Source organism: Actinomadura sp. 6N118, assembly GCF_044326415.1.
Lineage (GTDB): Bacteria > Actinomycetota > Actinomycetes > Streptosporangiales > Streptosporangiaceae > Spirillospora.
Genome location: NZ_JBIRAZ010000004.1, coordinates 47,054 through 63,210, shown reverse-complemented (window position 1 = coordinate 63,210; position 16,157 = coordinate 47,054). Strand labels below are relative to the sequence as shown.

General features: G+C 69.6%; 12 protein-coding genes. 3 read left to right on the top strand and 9 right to left on the bottom strand.

Going from position 1 to position 16,157, the window contains the following annotated elements; all coding sequences use genetic code 11:
• Window position 1: 1 nt before the first annotated feature.
• The 3 genes from ACH34W_RS10990 to ACH34W_RS10980 all read right to left on the bottom strand — a co-directional run bounded on the left by ACH34W_RS10990 (window position 2) and on the right by ACH34W_RS10980 (window position 3,680).
• The gene (locus ACH34W_RS10990) at window positions 2-961 is read right to left on the bottom strand and encodes a helix-turn-helix transcriptional regulator (RefSeq protein ID WP_395960686.1); all 960 of its coding nucleotides are present in this window, start codon (window positions 959-961) and stop codon (window positions 2-4) included.
• A 967-nt stretch (window positions 962-1,928) separates the two neighbouring features.
• Window positions 1,929-3,233, bottom strand: a complete 1,305-nt coding sequence (locus tag ACH34W_RS10985) for a hypothetical protein (protein ID WP_395960685.1) — start codon at window positions 3,231-3,233, stop codon at window positions 1,929-1,931.
• A 3-nt stretch (window positions 3,234-3,236) separates the two neighbouring features.
• Entirely contained in the window at window positions 3,237-3,680 is a 444-nt protein-coding gene (locus tag ACH34W_RS10980; RefSeq protein WP_395960684.1) for a hypothetical protein, read from the bottom strand.
• Between the two features lie 123 nt (window positions 3,681-3,803).
• Here ACH34W_RS10980 and ACH34W_RS10975 point away from each other — a divergent pair, with 123 nt between their 5' ends.
• Both ACH34W_RS10975 and ACH34W_RS10970 read left to right on the top strand, forming a co-directional pair.
• Window positions 3,804-5,696 carry a hypothetical protein gene (locus tag ACH34W_RS10975; RefSeq protein ID WP_395960683.1) on the top strand — a complete coding sequence of 631 codons (1,893 nt, stop codon included), beginning with the start codon at window positions 3,804-3,806 and terminating at the stop codon, window positions 5,694-5,696.
• Between the two features lie 17 nt (window positions 5,697-5,713).
• Window positions 5,714-5,890, top strand: coding sequence for a hypothetical protein (locus ACH34W_RS10970; protein WP_395960682.1), 177 nt, complete (start codon window positions 5,714-5,716; stop codon window positions 5,888-5,890).
• 35 nt (window positions 5,891-5,925) lie between these two features.
• Here the strand turns inward: ACH34W_RS10970 and sbnA are convergent, their stop codons facing one another.
• Genes sbnA through ACH34W_RS10945 form a run of 5 tightly spaced genes read right to left on the bottom strand, consistent with a single transcriptional unit; the run spans window position 5,926 to window position 14,261 of the window.
• Window positions 5,926-6,918, bottom strand: coding sequence for a 2,3-diaminopropionate biosynthesis protein SbnA (gene sbnA, locus ACH34W_RS10965; protein ID WP_395960681.1), 993 nt, complete (start codon window positions 6,916-6,918; stop codon window positions 5,926-5,928).
• 37 nt (window positions 6,919-6,955) lie between these two features.
• Window positions 6,956-8,038, bottom strand: coding sequence for a 2,3-diaminopropionate biosynthesis protein SbnB (gene sbnB, locus ACH34W_RS10960; RefSeq protein ID WP_395960680.1), 1,083 nt, complete (start codon window positions 8,036-8,038; stop codon window positions 6,956-6,958).
• Window positions 8,035-9,039: a TauD/TfdA family dioxygenase gene (locus ACH34W_RS10955; RefSeq protein WP_395960679.1), complete on the bottom strand. Its 1,005-nt coding sequence runs from the start codon at window positions 9,037-9,039 to the stop codon at window positions 8,035-8,037. The genes sbnB and ACH34W_RS10955 overlap by 4 nt, the downstream gene beginning before the upstream one ends.
• A gap of 12 nt (window positions 9,040-9,051) precedes the next feature.
• Window positions 9,052-11,640: an amino acid adenylation domain-containing protein gene (locus tag ACH34W_RS10950; protein ID WP_395960678.1), complete on the bottom strand. Its 2,589-nt coding sequence runs from the start codon at window positions 11,638-11,640 to the stop codon at window positions 9,052-9,054.
• A complete protein-coding gene (locus ACH34W_RS10945; RefSeq protein ID WP_395960677.1) occupies window positions 11,628-14,261 on the bottom strand; it encodes a Pls/PosA family non-ribosomal peptide synthetase in 2,634 nt (877 codons plus the stop codon). The genes ACH34W_RS10950 and ACH34W_RS10945 overlap by 13 nt, the downstream gene beginning before the upstream one ends.
• Window positions 14,262-14,884: 623 nt before the next feature.
• On the opposite strand from ACH34W_RS10945, the gene ACH34W_RS10940 reads away from it, so the two are divergent.
• A complete protein-coding gene (locus ACH34W_RS10940; protein WP_395960676.1) occupies window positions 14,885-15,580 on the top strand; it encodes a response regulator transcription factor in 696 nt (231 codons plus the stop codon).
• Here the strand turns inward: ACH34W_RS10940 and ACH34W_RS10935 are convergent.
• Complete coding sequence (locus tag ACH34W_RS10935; RefSeq protein ID WP_395960675.1) at window positions 15,562-16,047, bottom strand: Hpt domain-containing protein; 486 nt, start codon at window positions 16,045-16,047, stop codon at window positions 15,562-15,564. The two genes, ACH34W_RS10940 and ACH34W_RS10935, sit on opposite strands and share 19 nt — an antisense overlap.
• Between the last annotated feature and the right edge of the window lie 110 nt (window positions 16,048-16,157).

Below are 16,157 nucleotides of genomic sequence, written 5' to 3'. Positions count from 1 at the left end.
TTCACCCGGCGGCGCGGACCAGGCGGCGGCCCAGATCGCGGAGCCGGTCGGCCAGCTCGGGCGGCTCCTTGACCTCGAAATCCAGCTCCAGGAAGGCGATGCGCAGCGCCGTCCATTCCAGGGACTCGGGGGCCGTGCGCACGATGCAGGTGTGCTCGTCGACCGGCTCCAGTTCGGTGCCGCTGACGCGGAAACCGTCGGCGAGCCGTTCGGCCGAGGCGTGCACCAGCAGGACCGCGCGCAGCGTGGATCCGGCGGCGCGGCCCTGGCGTACGAACGCGGCGGCGTCCTCGGCGGGCAGCTCGCGCGGGGGGAACCGCACCCCGGTCGGCTGCGGCGTATCGATGCGGTCGGCCCGGAACGTTCGCCAGTCCGCGCGTTCGACGTCGAAGGCCACCAGGTACCAGCGGCGGCCGGCCGGCACCAGGCTGTGCGGGTCGGCCTGGCGCCGTGAGCTGTTGCCGTCCTTGTCCCGGTAGGAGAAACGCACACGTTCGTGGTCACGGGCGGCGGCAGCCAGCACAGTGAGCGTCTCGGGGTCCACGGTCGGGCCGGCGGGCGCGCCGTCGATCGGAACGGTCGCGGCGTTCAGCGCGCTGACCCGCCGGCGCAGCCGTTCCGGCAGGACCTGCTCCAGCTTGGCCAGGGCGCGCACGGAGGTCTCCTCGATGCCCTCCACCGCGCGGCCGGTGGCGCCGCGCAGCCCCACGGCGATCGCCACCGCCTCATCGTCGTCCAGGAGCAGCGGCGGCATCGCGGTGCCCGCCTCCAGCCGGTACCCGCCGACAGAGCCCAGCGTGGCGTGCACCGGATATCCCAGATCCCGCAGCCGCTCCACATCACGGCGCACGGTCCTGCCGCTCACGCCGAGCCGCTCCGACAGCTCCGGTCCGGTCCATTCACGCCGGGTCTGCAACAGCGACAGCAGCCGGAGCAGCCGGCCCGAGGTGGTGTCGGTCACTCTCCCAGCATCCTTTCCACGGCCGAACCGCACCTTCCGGGGCCGCGTCGTACCAACCAGCGAACGGCGGGCACGCTTCAGGCCGTTCCCGATGGTCCGGCCGGCGTTCGACTTTGGTCTATGGGTTTTAGCGCTTCGGACGCAGCGCGGCCCGCCTGCGGCGATGCAGCCTGAAGGCAGCGTACGGGGGGAGAACGTAATGCAGTCCGCGATCAAGGGGTTCGGAATGACCGGCACCGCCCAGGGCAGATGGGTGCTCGACCACGAGGGACACCGTCTCGAGGTCGAGACCGCACGCACCGACTGGCAGCGCGTCGCGCGGCTCTACGTCGACGGCGAACCGGCCGGCGAGGCGGACGAGATCATCCTCAAGGGCGAGCTGCCCTACGGCGACGAGCTGTCGGTGATCGTGCACTTCGACCCGAGGGGACTCCTGGACGGCGAGGCAAGCAAGATCGAACTCACTGCGGCCAAGAGCGACGAGAAGGACGACCAGAACGACGAGGCGAAGAAGGACGGCGAGGAGCGGGCGGAGGCAAAGGTCTCGCTGATCAAGGACGCAGGCGAGGTCGAGGTCTCCGAGTCCGGCGGCAAGGCTCCGGTGTTCCGGTTCACGCCGCCCGAGGGCAGCCGCGCCGCCAAGCGGGAGAAGTGGGGCCGCGAGCACCCGGTCCTCTACGCCGCACGGCACCCCGCCGCGGCCACCGCCAAGGTGCTGTTCCCGCTGCTGGGCCTCGGTGTCCTGATCAAGCTGCTGCTGTCCTACCTGCCCAAGCCCGACATCGACCTGCCCTCGGTCGACCTGCCCTCGATCCCCTTGCCGGACGTCTCCCTGCCCGACATCCCGCTGCCGGACGTCTCCGTCCCGTGGTGGATCAAGGCGATCCTGATCACGGCCAAGTACTGGATCCCGATCCTCATCGCGATCGGCGTCGCGATCCGCGAGGTGCGCAAGCGCAAGCACGACTCAGCCGCTGAGAAGGGCGAACAGCCCGGCACAGGTGAGGGCGACCATGACGACCGCGATCGGGACCTGCCCTCGGACGGTCCGGCCGGCGGGCTGGGTGCGCAGCGCGAGGTCGTGGGCGGCGATGGTGGCGGCGATGTGGCCGAGCACGATGGCGTTGACCTGCACCTGAGCGGTCACGGTGGGGCCCGCGAGGTCATAGTCGATCCGGTGGCCGGTCGAGCCGAGCAGGTTCAGCCCGGCGCCGAACGGGTCGCTGGCGAGGATGAAGGTCGTCTGCCCTTCGAGGACGAGGAACGAGAAGTAGTGGGCCACGGTGTATCCCAGCGCGATCGGCAGCAGAGTCGCCGCGAACCGCCCCGGTAGCTCGGACGCGCCCTCCCCGGTGAGCTTCGCGCTCGCCTGCATCCCCGTCAGGTAGAGCACCGTGACAGCGCCGATCGCGCCCGCCAGGCCCAGGGTCCCGGCGAGCAGGCTGCCGGGATCGACGTTGTCACGCCAGTACGTGGTCCGCGTGATGCCGTCGAAGCCCGTCGAGCCGATCAGCACGCAGGCCGCCGCCACCAGACCGGGCTCGCCGGTGACCCGCATCAGCCCCGTCAGCGGGGTCCGCAGCACCAGCGTCCCGTCACCGCGGCGCCCGATCGGGCACATCCGCGCCAGCAGGCTGGAGTAGGCCTCGAACCCGTCCCCGCGGGTGAACCAGTCCCGCCCGTACACCCGGGCCAGCGCCAGGTTCACCACCCCGTATCCGATGATCAGGACACCGACCAGGCGGGGGTCGGAACGGTGCGGCGCCACCAGCTCCAGCCAGACGAACCCGGTCAGCCACGCCGCGGCCGGCCAGTAGCCCAGCCGTTCGGGGAGCGGCCGGAACCCGGCCGGGCCGGCCCGGGTGATCCGGCAGAGCCCGTCGTGCAGGGTGCGCAGCGGGTTGACCCGCCGCCACACCGGCCCCAGCAGCACGCTGACCGGCACCAGCCCCACCCAGAACGTCACGTACAGCGCCCACGGGGCCAGATTGGCCTTCTCGCCGTCCGGCCCGGCCAGCGCGACCACCACCACGAACACCGCCGCCGCCAGCGCCGCCGCACGGCCGGCCCGGGTCAGCACCGGTGAGTCCAGGACGCGGGCGAGACCGGCCGGCACCGGCCTTCCGCCGTCCGGCCGGAGGCGAGGACGCCGCCACGCGACCGTGAGCGCCAGGAACGAGGCCGCCACCGCCGCTCCCCCGCCGACGATGGCGGCGACGGCGTCCAGCGGCAGGTCGGTCCGGCCGCCGAGCCCGTGCGCGAGCGCCTCCACCGGTCAGCTCACCTGCAGCTCGAAGACGCGGGTGCCGGAGCGGTGCAGCTCGGCCTCGAACACCCCGGACTTGTCGGCGACCACGTCGACGGTGCCGGGACGGCCAGGTGACAGCTTGAGCGTCCGGTCATAGCCGTGCAAGTGGAACTCCTCGGCCTCGTCAGCGGTGACGGTGATGCGCACGGTGGCGCCGCGGCGCACCTTCACCCGGCTCTCGGCGATCTCGACCTTGCCCCGGGAGAAGGTCGCGCTGACGTTGGTGACATCGGGCTTACGAGAAGGACCGGTGAATGTGGCGGGTGCGGACGTCGCAGTTCCCGTACCGCCCGGGCCGCGAGAGCCGCCCGTGCCGTCGGACGGCGTTGCGGGCTCGCCGCATCCGGCGAGCGTCACCACGGTCCCTGTGGCCACTGCCGTCATCAGCGTCCTCAGCAGTACGCCCCTCATGCCGCTCCTTCCGAACAGGTGTTTCACGCCACAAACCGTGACACTAGACAATGACACATAGTGGGATGACATACTCCGGCCGGGGTGGGTTTGTACCCCGTTTTGTCGGCTATGGGAGCACCCGTGTTGGATCGACTGAGTGACACAGGACTGACCGTCGCGCTGCGGCTGGCCGCCCCCGAGGAGAAACCCGCGGGCGGCGCGGCCCTGGACCAGATCGTCATCGCCACCGGCGGTGCCGCGCTCCTGACGGCGTTCCTGCTGGTGTTCGGATGGGGGCACCGCACCGGCCGGATCACGCTGCTGACCCGGCTCGCCGCGTTCGCCCAGCGGGGCCCGGGCCGGGGCCTGCCCGGCTGGGCCGCGCTGCCGAGCATGGTGGCGTTCCTCTCGCTGATCACCGCCCTGCTCGGCATGTACTGGGACATCTCCCTGCACATCTCGCACGGCCGCGACGAGGGCCCGCTGGCCAACATCGCGCACTACCCGATCCTCATCGGGCTGTTCGGCATCTTCACCGCCGGTGTCCTGGCGGTGGCGCTGCCCAAGGGTGAGCGCCCCGGCCCCGCGGCCGTCCGGATCACCCGCGACTGGTACGCCCCGGCGGGCGGGGTCCTGCTGGCCGGCGCCGGGTTCTACGCCCTGCTCGGCTTCCCCCTCGACGACGTCTGGCACCGCATCTTCGGCCAGGACGTCACGCTGTGGGGCCCGACCCACCTCATGCTCATCGGCGGCGCGGGCCTGTCGCTGGTCGCCATGATGATCCTTGAACGCGAGGGCCGCCAGGCCGGACCGGTCGCCGGCGACCCGGCCGCCGCGGTCGCGGGCACGGGCGCGGCGGGCGCGGCGCAACCACCGGCGTGGGCCCGCTATGTGCGCCGGGGCATGCTGGCAGGCGGGCTGCTGATCGGGTTGTCGGTGTTCCAGGCCGAGTACGACTTCGGCGTGCCGCAGTTCCGCCTCGTTCACCAGCCGCTGCTGATCGCGCTCGCCGCGGGCTGCGCGCTGGTCGCCGCCCGGCTGTGGGTCGGCCGCGGCGGAGCGATCTTCGCCGTCGTCTTCTACATGCTGATCCGCGGCGGCGTCTCCGTCGTCGTCGGGCCCGTCATCGGCGAGCTGTGGGCGTCGGTGCCCCTGTACTTCGCCGAGGCCCTGTGCGTCGAGCTGGCCGCGCTCGTTCTCGCCCGGCGCCCGATCGCGCTCGGCGCGGTCAGCGGCCTGCTCATCGGCACCGCCGGATTCGCCGCCGAGTTCGGCTGGAGCCAGTTCGCCATGCGGTTGCCGTGGACCGGCGACATCCTCGCCGAAAGCGTGATCATGGCGGTGGCCGGCGGTGTCGCGGGCGGGCTGTGCGGCGCGATGCTGGCCGAAGGGCTGGAAGGCAGGCTGCCGCGCCCGGCGGTCTCGCGCGCGCTGTTCGCCGCGGCGCTCGTCGGAGTCGCCGCCGCCGTCGCGAACGGCCTGGTGATCTCCGTCCCCACCGACCAGAAGGCCGCCGTCACCCTCACCGATGTCCAGGGCGGCCCCGCCGAGCGCACCGCGCACGCCCGCGTCGAGCTGGCACCCGGCGATGCCGTCAGGGACCCGGCCTGGATCGCCATCACCGGCTGGCAGGGCCAAGGCCTGCACGTCGAACCGCTGATCCGGGAGCGCGAGGGCGTCTACCGGACGAGCGAGCCCATGCCTCTGCACGGCGACTGGAAGACGCTGATCCGGATCCATGACGGCCGGACCCTGGCAGGCGTGCCCATTTACTTGCCCGCCGACCCCGCCATCGGCGCCAAGGAACTCACCGCGCCGCAGAGCTTCACCCGCGACGTTCAGAGCGAGAAGAAGATCCTGCAGCGCGAGCTCAAGTCCGATGTGCCCGGCTGGCTGTGGCTGGCCTGCTCCTCGGTGGTGCTGTTCTGCACGCTGGTCCTGGTGATCGCGCTCGGCTGGGGCGTCTCCCGCGTCTCGCGCGTGATCCCGGCGCCCGCCGCCCGGACCGGCGACCGGCAGAAGGTCACCGCATGACGGTGGCCGATATTGCTATGACTGAAATTGCCATGGCCGACATCGCAGTGGCCGACGGCGTGCTCGCCGCCCATCCACTCATCAGCGCCGTGCCGTTCTTCGTGCCCACGTTCATCGTGGTCGCGGTGATCGCCGTCGTGGTCTGGCGTGACCGCCGCAGGGGCGACGACGAGGAGACCAGCGACATCACCTAGCTGCGTTTGAAGGGCCGCGCCCACAACCTCGGCGTTCAGGGCCGAGAAGGTGACAAAGGCGCTGACCGGGCCTCGGAGCTGAGCACGTCCTCGCCGTAGAGATCCTGCACCCAGTTGGTCTGGTAGACGGTGTCGAGGTAGCGCTCGCCGAGGTCCGGGGCGATGGCCACCGCGGTGGGTTCGCTCTCGTCATGCTGGGCCAGCCAGTGCATTGCGCCACTGACCACCGTGCCGGTGGAGCCGCCGAACAGAAATCCCTTTCTGGCCAGACGATGGCAGGCACGGATGGTGTCCGCCTCCTCGACACGTATCACCTCGTCCACGTAGGACTCGTCGAGCAGCGGCGGACGGACGCTCGTGCCCAGACCGGGAATCATCCGGCGGCCCGGGGCTCCACCGAAGGTCACCGAGCCGACGCTGTCCACCGCCACGATCCGCACCCGGCGATGCCAGTTCCAGAAGTAGCGCGCACAGCCCATCAAGGTCCCGGTGGTGCCGGCCCCGACGAACAGCACGTCCAGTCGCGGGAAGCTGCGGGCGATCGCCGGTGCCGTCGTGTGGCAGTGCGCCTTCCAGTTGCCCGGATTGGTGTACTGGTTGAGCCACACGTACCGGTCGTCGGAGGCGCACAGCGCACGGACGTAGTTGATCCGCGCGCCGAGGAAACCGCCGTCGGCGTCCGGATCGGCGATGATGTGCACCCGGCTGCCCAACGCCTCCATCAGCCGCCTGGTCCCCAGGTTGCAGCGGGAGTCGGTCACGCACAGGAACCGGTAGCCCTTGCTCGCCGCGATCATGCTCAGCGCCACGCCCAGGTTTCCGGACGAGGACTCGACCAGGATCGACCGCGGCGTCAGGACTCCGTCCCGCTCTGCGGCCTCCACCATCTCGGTCGCGGCCTTCAGCTTGATCGAACCGGCGAAATTGAAGCCCTCGCACTTCAGGAAGAGCGACTGCCCGAAGATCGGCCGAAGGTCGATGTAGAGGTCTTCCTCGTTGAAGTCCTGCGGAAAGCATATGACTGACACGTTGGCCCCCCTGGGTCTGCGGCCGTGCACTAGCCGCTCATCCGTACCGGCGCAGTTCGTGGAAGAAGCCGTCGACGACATGCAGTTCGCCGGAGCGGACCACCTCGTCGTAGACGTACTTGCCGACCGCGAGGTCGAGCACTCCGAGGCCGAAGGGCGAGAACACCAGCGGCCGGTCCGCCGGCACCGTCACCCGCCCGGCCATCACGTCGTCCAGCGTGCCGTGCAGGAAGTCACGGTTGCCCGTGAGCTGTTCGGCCAGATGCGGGGACGTTCCGGCCCTCAGGCAGTGTTCGATGTCATCGACGATGTTGGCTGAGGCGAGCAGGATCTCCGGCGCGAGGTCGCGCAGCGACACGTGCAGCACCAGCGGATCGTGTTCGAACCACGACAGGTCGCTGACATGCGGCTGGCCGGCGACGGTGGCGAAGACCACCAGATCGCTGGAGCGGATCAGCTGCTCGGCGCCGTCGTGCACGGTGATCCGGCCGGCGGTGCCCGACTGCTCCAGGTAACCGCGGAAGCCGGCCGCGTTGTCGGCGGACAGATCGTGCACGCCGATCTCGTCGAACGACCAGCCGGTGGCGTCCAGGAAGGTGTGGATGTAGCGGGCGATCAGGCCCACCCCGAAGAACCCGACGCGCGTCGGGCGCCGTCGGCCGCGGCTGAGATGGTCGGCCGCCGACGCTGCCGACGCGGCCGTCCTGGTGGCGCTGATGATCGAGCTTTCCAGGCAGGCGAACGGGTAGCCGGTGTCGTGGTCGTTGAGGATCAGCACGGCCGACGCCCGCGGGATCCCGGCCGCCACGTTCTCCGGGAAGCTGGAGATCCACTTCAGGCCGTCCACCCGCACCTGCCCGCCGATCGAGGCGGGCAGCGCGATGATCCGGGAGGACGGGCGGTCGGGGAAGCGCAGGAAGTAGGACGGCGGGTTCACCGAATCACCGGCGCCGTGCAGCCGGTAGGCGGCCTCGACCAACTCCACGATCTGCTTCTCGCGGTCCTGCAGCGCCCGCTGGACCTGGGCGCCGGAGATCACCGCGAACGGCGGCACGGTGATCGGCTCGGTGATCGGCTCGGGGATCGCGGATTCCGGTGCGGTGGAATGGACGGTGGTCATCCGGAGATCACCTCGGTGGTCGGTGAGCAGTCGGCCAAACGCACGGCGTCGGCCATGGCGACGAGCACTTCCCGCGGTCCCTCGAAGGGCTCCCTGCTGTGCGCGGTGCGGACGTTGTCGACAAGCATCAGATCGCCGGCCTGCCACGGCTCGCGTGCGGTGTTGGCCTCGTAGGCCTCGTTGAGCAGTTCCACGACGTTCTCGCCGACCGGGTCGCCGTTTCCGAAGCGGGTGCTGAACGGCAGCGCGTCGGCGCCGTAGGCGTCCACGAGGAACTCGTGCACCTCGGGGTCCATCGTCCACTCGCTGAGGAACGCGATCTGGTTGAACCAGCAGCGCCGGCCGGTGACCGGGTGGCGCACCACAGCGCTGCGGCGCTGCCTGGTACGCAGTCCGCCGCCCGGTTGCCACTCGAACTCGATCCCGTTGGCGCGGCAGTAGCTCTCGATGGCGCCACGGTCCTCGGTGCCGAACGACTCAGCGACGGACGCCCCGATCTCATCGTTGTAGGTGCGGGTGAGCAGCCAGCCCTCCCGCTCGAACCGCTCGACCAGGTCAGCCGGCAGCGCGTCCAGCACGGTCGGCGAGTCGGCCACCGCGGTCGCCCCGCCGACGGTGGGCGCCCTGAGGCACGCGAACATCATCAGGCCGGGGAACTCAAGCCTGTAGCTCAGCTCGTGATGCATGCACATCTGCTGGTTCGGCGGCCACTTCGGCGAGGAGTACACCCCGTCGGAGTAGATCCGCCGGGACGCGAAGGCCTCTTTCTCGGTCATCAGGCCGGTGGCCAGCCGCCGGAAGACGGCGCCGGTCTCGTCGGCGTCACTCAGCCCGAGTCCGCGGACCAGGACCGAACCGTGCTCGGCGACGACGGCGCGCAACGTGTCCCGATGCCCGGCCGCCCAGCTCGGCGCGTCGCCCCTGGCCTCGACCCGCAGCATCGGAGGCCTGCCGGGTCGCAGGTCCAGGTCGAGCAGTGACGCCGTGGATGAGGAGAACATCGTGATTTCCTTTCAGTTACCACTTATCGAAGAAGCCGCCGGCTCGGCGGCGCGCGGGGAGCGCCGCTCGATGTCACCGGCCCCGTCCCTGCCGTCGACCAGATGGGCCAGATCGGCGAGGATCGGATGACGGGTGATGTCCTTGAGGGACACCGCACGGTCCAGGGTGATCGCCAGCTTCACCGCCGACAGCGACGTGCCGCCCCGGTCAAAGAAGTGGTCCCGCCGTCCGATCTGGTCCTGCGGGATGCCGAGCACCTTCGCCCAGGCGGCCGCCAGCCGCCGCTCGGCCGGCGTGCTCGGCGCGAGGGGATCCTCCCCGGCGACGTCGAGCTCTCCGGCCAGAGCCGTCAGCGTCTTCCTATCGATCTTGCTGTTGCCGGTCAGCGGCAGACCTTCCCGCCAGTGGAAGGCCGACGGGACCATGTACTCGGGCAGCGACTCGCCCAGCCGGTCCCGCAGGAAGCCGGCCTCGAGCGGCCGCCGGCCGGAGTAGAAGGCCACCAGATGCCTGCTCTGGCCGGCGCGCTCGGCGACCACCACGGCGCCGTCGCGGACACCGGGCACCCGAAGCAGGGTGTTCTCGATCTCGCCGATCTCGATCCGGAAGCCACGAATCTTGACCTGGGTGTCCCTGCGGCCGAGGAACTCCAGCTTGCCATCGGGACGCCAGCGGCCATGATCGCCGCTGCGGTAGAGCCGCCGGCCTTCGCGGTGCGGGTCGGTCATGAAGGCCGCCCGGGTGCGCTCGGGGTCGTTGACGTACCCGCGGCCGACGCAGATCCCCGAGAAGACGATCTCGCCGGGGGCGCCCAGCGGCACCGGTGACAGGTGCTCGTCGACGACGTAGGCGCACACGTTGTTGACGCAGCGACCGAGCGGGACCCGTTCCCCGTCCGGCACCCGGTCCATGACCTCGTGGTTGGTGTCGTCCGAGGTCTCGGTCAGCCCGTAGGCGTTGACCAGCCTGGTCTCGGGCTCGGCCACGAACCAGCGCTGGACGAGCTCCTTTTTCAGCGCCTCGCCGGTGACCGACACGCACCGAAGATCCGGCAGCTCGCGGGTGTGCCGCTGCGAACGGTCGTGCCTCTCCAAGTACGACAGCACGGCTTCGAGGTACGACGGCACGACCTGGAGCACGGAGACCCGGCCACGGGCGATCGTGTCGACGAACCGCTGGACGTCCAGGATCACCTCTTGCCCGACCAGCAGGGTCCGCCCTCCGACCAGGAGTGCCGAGACCAGCTGCCACAGCGAGATGTCGAAGCACTGGGGCGCGGTCTGGGCGACCACCTGGCCCTCGCCGATCTCGAGGTCGTCGATCTTGGCGTAGAGGTGGTTGAGCATGCCCGCGTGCTCGCACATCGCGCCCTTGGGCTCACCGGTGGAACCGGATGTGAAGTAGATGTAGGCGAGCTGGTCCGGCGCGACGTCGACACCGAGATCGTCATCGGCATGGTTCTCGTAGGCCGCGTCGACGAAGAGCGCCTGAACTCCGGACAGCGAGCCGAGGGCGGCCTTGAGCGTGGTGGCGCTGCCGGCTTCGGTGAGCACGAGGCCGCAACCGGCACGAGAGAGCGTGGTCGCGATGCGCTCGGCCGGGAAATGCGGCTCGATGGGCAGGTACACGCCACCGGCCTTGAAGATCGCGAGGACGGCGGCCATCCAGTCCAGGTTGCGCTCGGTCACCACCGCGACGACACCTTCGCGGCGCAACCCCCGCGCCAGCAGGGCTCGTCCCAGCCGGTTGGCACGGGCGTTGAGCTCCCGGTAGGTCCACCGCCGATCGCCGTGCACGGCCGCGACGGCGTCCGGGTGCGCCCGCACCCGCTGCTCGAACAGCTCGTGGAAACGGCGGTCCGGCAGCTCCCGGCGCGGTCCGGCGAGCCCTTCGAGCTGGAAGTGGAGTTCCTCGGCGGACAGCAGGCTCTGCCGCCCATGCTCGGCATCCGGGTCGGCGGCGATCAGCGCCAGCGCGGTGAGGTGATAGCCGGCGATCCTGGCGGCGCCGTCCGCGTCGAGCACGTCGGTCCGGTACCGCAGCCGCAGGACGAGCCGGCCGCCGTGCGGGCCGTGTGGGTCGTCCGTCGAGACGCCCACCGACAGCACGGTGTCCTCGGCGAGGTCGCCGCCGTCGCCGGCCGGATCGAACACGGTCTCGAACGACGGTCCGGTAAGGCCCAGCTCGCGCCTGAGTTCGGCGACCGGAAAGTCCTTGTGCGACAGCAGTTCCGACTCCACGCGACAGGTGTCCAGCAGCAACGTCCGCCACGAACCGGGTTCGGTCGTCACCCGGCAGGGCAACGGCCGGCCGCCCTTCACTGCGACGTAGCCGGTCAAGACCTCGTGCTCGCCGGACAGCGCGGCGAGCACCTTGGCGTGCGCGGCCAGCAGCGCCGAGCTGAGCGGCACCGAGCTGAGCGGCACCGCCGGCTCGTCCGCCGGCCTGCGCAACGCCGCCACGAGGTCGTCGGGGATCGGCGCCACGTGCTCGGCGACGCCCGGCACAGGATCAAGGGTCCATCGCGGGATCGCAGTGAGGCCGCCGGCGACGAGCACGCCGCGCCAGAACTCGCGGTCGGCCTGCGCTAGCTTCTCCATTGGATCTTCCCTCCACTCACCGTTGCCGAGGGGCTGTTCTCCGCTGGTCGTCCAGCCGGTTGGGCGCGCTGGTCGAGATGGTTCCGCTGCCCGTTCAGCGCTGCCGCGGGCTGGTAGTGGCCATCTCGCATCTCCCTGGCTGGGTTTCCCCCCCACCGTTCGAGCGGCGGGACTTCCTCGCCCTTCATCAGGAAGCAGCCGGGGGCGAGCACAGCGCCGTCGCCGATCGTCACGCCGTAGTGGACATGGGAGCTGACCCCGAGGGTGACCTGGGAGCCGAGGGTCGAGCGGTCGGTCTTGAAGGTGCCGTCCTCCTGTGAGTGGCACTGGATCGTGCTCATCTCGTTCAGCGTGCAATCGTCCCCGACGGTGACCAGCGTCCGCTCCGGCAAGCCGCAGCCGTCGTTGAAGACCCTGCGGCCGATCCCGGCACCCAGCCGCCGCAGGATCACGTTGATGAACGGAGTGCCGGCGAAGCGCGCGAGGTAGGAGATCGAAGCCACCTTCCAGTACCGTTCGTGCCGCCACATGGCGGGCTCGTAGATCGAGCAGAGCAGTACGGGCAAGGGCTTGAATCCTGTGACGACGCGTTCGACCAGTACCCAGTAGGCGACGCCGGACAGGAGAGTGCAGACGATCCCCAGCGCGATCACCACCGCTCCGAGCGCGCTGTAGAGGTCCGCGGCGATGCCCGCGAGCAGGACGGTCACGAAGACGAACATCCACCGCGTCAACAGGCACAGCCCGATGCTGGCGATGTTGTGCCTGTTCTTGGCGGCGAGGCGGCGGCGGAACTCCTCACCGGTCTTCAGATGGTCGAAGCTGCTGTCGCGCTCGACCGACCGCGGAATCTCGAAAGCCGGTGAGCCCAGAAGCCCGACGTTCTCCCGGATCTTCCCGTCGATGGGGACCATGACCCTCGTCGCGAGCAGGCAGTTGTCGCCGGTCTTGCCCCTCGCGGGATAGGCGACGCCGTTGCCGAGGAAGTTGTGTGCCCCGATCGACGCCCGGGACACCCGGAAGGACGTGCTCGAGAAGTCGGCGTTCATCATCGACAGCGCGTCGGCGACCATCGTTCCGCTGCCGACCGAGCTCAGGAACGGGCTCTCGTGCGCGATGAGGCCGCCGAAGTTCGCCCCGGTCTGCACGACCTCTCCAAGGTCGTACCCGATTCCGCGCAGATAGTGGACGATGTAGGAGCTGTCGCCGAACAGATTGCTCAAGAACTTGACATTGGTCAGCCGCACGATCGTCCGGTGGACCCCGTAGTGGAAGCCGTACAGGGGATAGACCCTGTCCGGCTTGATCGCGAGGTTGAGCACGCGCGGGACGGTGCAGACGACGACGAGACTGACGAGCACCGAGCCGAAGAACAGCACGAAGGACGTGGCAAGGGCGTCGAGGTAGAACGTCCAGCCCGTGAGAGCGTGGGCCCCCTCGCCCATGAACGTGTTGAGCTTCGGGACCGCAGCCAACAGCATGGCCAGGCCGCCGATTCCCAGCGGCACGTACACAAGGATCAGGCTCAGTAGCTGTGAGACGGCGTAGACGGCTCTCCGCAGCGTGCCGCAGCCGGTGGGATCGCACCCCAGGAAGTCCACGTCGGTCCGCTGCCCCGGGGTTCCGTGCCAGTGCTCGCCGCCGGGCACGATCTGTCCGGCGTGCAGCGAGGAGGCATGGCCGAGTTGCGCCCCGTCACCCATCGAGGCCTCGATGTCGATCACCGTCGCCTCGCTGACCACCACGTCCCTCCCGATGGTGACCGCGCCGGTCTGGATGACCCCGGCGTGGGCTCGGTAGCCGTTGAAGTAGGAGTCCTTGCGGATGACCGTGCCGGCGCCGATGGTCAGCAGGTCGGTGCACACAGGCACGTGCTTGGAGAAGATCGCGACACCTCGCCCGACTTTCGCGCCCAGCGCCCTCAGATAGAGCACATAGAGCGGCGAACCGGCGAGCAGGACCAGCGGGTTCGACCGGACCAGCGTCTTGATGGTCCAGAAGCGCACGTAGGCCAGGCTCCAGATGCGGATCTGCTGGGGCTTCCACCGGCCAATGAGAATCCATTTCACCAGGATCGGAAGGGCGCACATGCCGACGAAGGTCGCGCCACCGAAGATGACCGACCGCACGTAGATGTCGATCAAACCTGAGCCGGCGGAGGTCCACTCGTAGCCTCGGGCGATGACAAGTGCGGCGACGTAGGAATACCCGAGGAAAATCAGGAACTGCAGCGTTCCGCAGAGGACGTACTGCAACGTGCTGGCCGGTGTGGCCGCCTCAACCGGCGCCGGGGCCGACGACTTGGCAGGGGCAGGCCCGGCGTCCGCGAGCGCCGTCACCAGGCTTCTGATCGTCGGGTACCGGTAGATGTCCTTCATCGACACCGACGGCAGGTCCGCCCGCTTCCTGACCCGTGCGCAGAAATGGGCCATCACCAATGAGTCAGCACCCAGGTCATCGAAGAAGTGGCCATTGACCGGCACCTGCTCGACGCGCACGACGTCGGCCAGCACCTCGGCGAGGATCCTCTCGGTGCCGGTCGCCGGGCCTGCGTGCCCGCCCTGGGTGGTTGAGGGTCCCCCCAGATCGGCTGTCGAGATCTCACCGGATTTCCCCAACACCTTAGCTCCTTGACAGGGAATGCAATGCCTATGCATCCACACTCGGAACCGGATGTTCAGCGGTCCTCAACGACTTGTCAGCATTGGCTCATCTTCGCGAGATGGCCACGTCCAGCCTTGATCATCATCAGGGAGGGCGTCATTATCCAATGAACTCCTCATCGGCTATCCAGCCGAGGCAAGCCATGATTTCAGACGTGTCTGGTCACTTTTGGTAAGAACGTACTTGACATGGCGCGGTCCGTGCTCCACATCGACATCGACACCGCACGGCCACGTAAAATCACGGCCACGTAACATCGAGATCTCAGGACGCGGGCGCCTGGAAAAGCTCGAGCCAGCCTGGGAGCTCGCCGTCCGCGCTGGAGGGGCTCAGCCGGGGCCGCCTGTGGCACGCGGAGCGGATGAAGATCGCGATATGCCCCATCGCCGGTGTCCGACGCCCGGAAACGAATGTTCAGCGATCCTCAATTGCCCCTCATTGGTGCCTCAAACTTCCCTGCCGCAGGTGGTTGGGGGCAGGCCGCCGGGGGACGATTGCACTGGTCAGGGACTGTTTTCGCTACACCGTGGTGTGGTAGGTGACGCTGAGTAGCAGTCCATGGCCCGGTTGGGGGCGGATTATGGAACCGCATCGGGCGCTGGTGATCGAGGACGCGGCGGACGTCCGGCTGCTGCTGTGCAAGCTGCTGCAGAAGTCCGGCTTCGAGGTATGGGAGGCCGCGACCGGGCAGCGGGGCCTCGACCGCGTCGACGAGGTGGAGCCCGATCTGATCACGCTTGACCTCACGCTGCCGGACCTGGACGGGATCGAGGTGTGCCGGCGGCTTCGCACCATGACCACCGCCTACATCGTCGTGCTGACCGCCCGGCTGGAGGAGACCGACCGGCTGGTGGGCCTGGAGGTGGGCGCCGACGACTACGTCACCAAGCCTTTCTCGGTCCTGGAGTTCCGGGCGCGCGTGGCAGCGATGTTCCGCCGGCCCCGCACGGCGGCGACGCCGGAGGGCCGCATGCCCAAGACCCTCCAGTTCGGCGAGCTCGCGATCGACGAGGAGAGCCGGGAGGTGCGGCTGTCCGGCCGACTCGTGGACCTGACCAAGATCGAATTCGAGCTGCTGGCGATCCTGGCCTCGAATCCGCGGCGGGTGTGGGAGAGGGAGACGCTGACCCGGCTGGTCTGGCGGACCGAGTGGCCGGGAAACGACCACGTCATCGACGTCCACATCGCCAACCTGCGGCGCAAGCTGGGCGACGACGCCCGGTCGGGCCGTTGGATACGCACGGTGCACGGCGTGGGCTACAGGTTGGGGGGATGATCGTCCATGTGCTCGCGACCGTCCTCTCGCGGCCCTTCGTCCTCGCGCACCACGATGGCGACGTCCGCCGCCTCACGCCGCATCTGGCCGAGGAGGCCGGCCGCGTCGGCGATCCGGCCCCGCCGGACGAGCGCCTCCATCTCGCCCATCAGCGCGGCCAGGTGGGCGGCCCCCATCATGGCGCTGCCCGACCGGAGATCGAGCATGACGCGGCACGCGTCCGCGGCGTCGCTGCGTTCAAAGGCCAGCTCGATCTCGGCGAGCCGCCGGGGCAGCAGGTCCAGGTACGTCTGGATGAACGCCTCGAGGACGTTCTCGCCGACGTCCCGGCGGAGCCTGTCCAGCACGCCGCGGTCGATCGGGGGCTCGCGCCGCCGCCCAGGCGGGTTCACCGGTCCCGCCTCGCCGCGATCCCGGCCCGCCGGGCTGCCCGCGGTCTCATCGGCGGCCTGGGGTCCATCGAGCACCTCTCCGGAGGCTCGGCGCGTGAGTACCACCACCAGGCTCAGGTGCCGACGTTCACCGAACGTCTCGCCAGAATCATGCTTCCGTCAAGAAGCCGAGGCCACGAGGGGGG

Excerpts from the sequence above, each read along its gene's own strand:
- ACH34W_RS10980 (WP_395960684.1), bottom strand. The coding sequence starts at position 3,680 with ATGAGGGGCGTACTGCTGAGGACGCTGATGACGGCAGTGGCCACAGGG.
- ACH34W_RS10970 (WP_395960682.1), top strand. The coding sequence starts at position 5,714 with ATGACTGAAATTGCCATGGCCGACATCGCAGTGGCCGACGGCGTGCTC.
- sbnB (WP_395960680.1), bottom strand. The coding sequence starts at position 8,038 with ATGACCACCGTCCATTCCACCGCACCGGAATCCGCGATCCCCGAGCCG.
- ACH34W_RS10955 (WP_395960679.1), bottom strand. The coding sequence starts at position 9,039 with ATGTTCTCCTCATCCACGGCGTCACTGCTCGACCTGGACCTGCGACCC.
- ACH34W_RS10950 (WP_395960678.1), bottom strand. The coding sequence starts at position 11,640 with ATGGAGAAGCTAGCGCAGGCCGACCGCGAGTTCTGGCGCGGCGTGCTC.
- ACH34W_RS10940 (WP_395960676.1), top strand. The coding sequence starts at position 14,885 with ATGGAACCGCATCGGGCGCTGGTGATCGAGGACGCGGCGGACGTCCGG.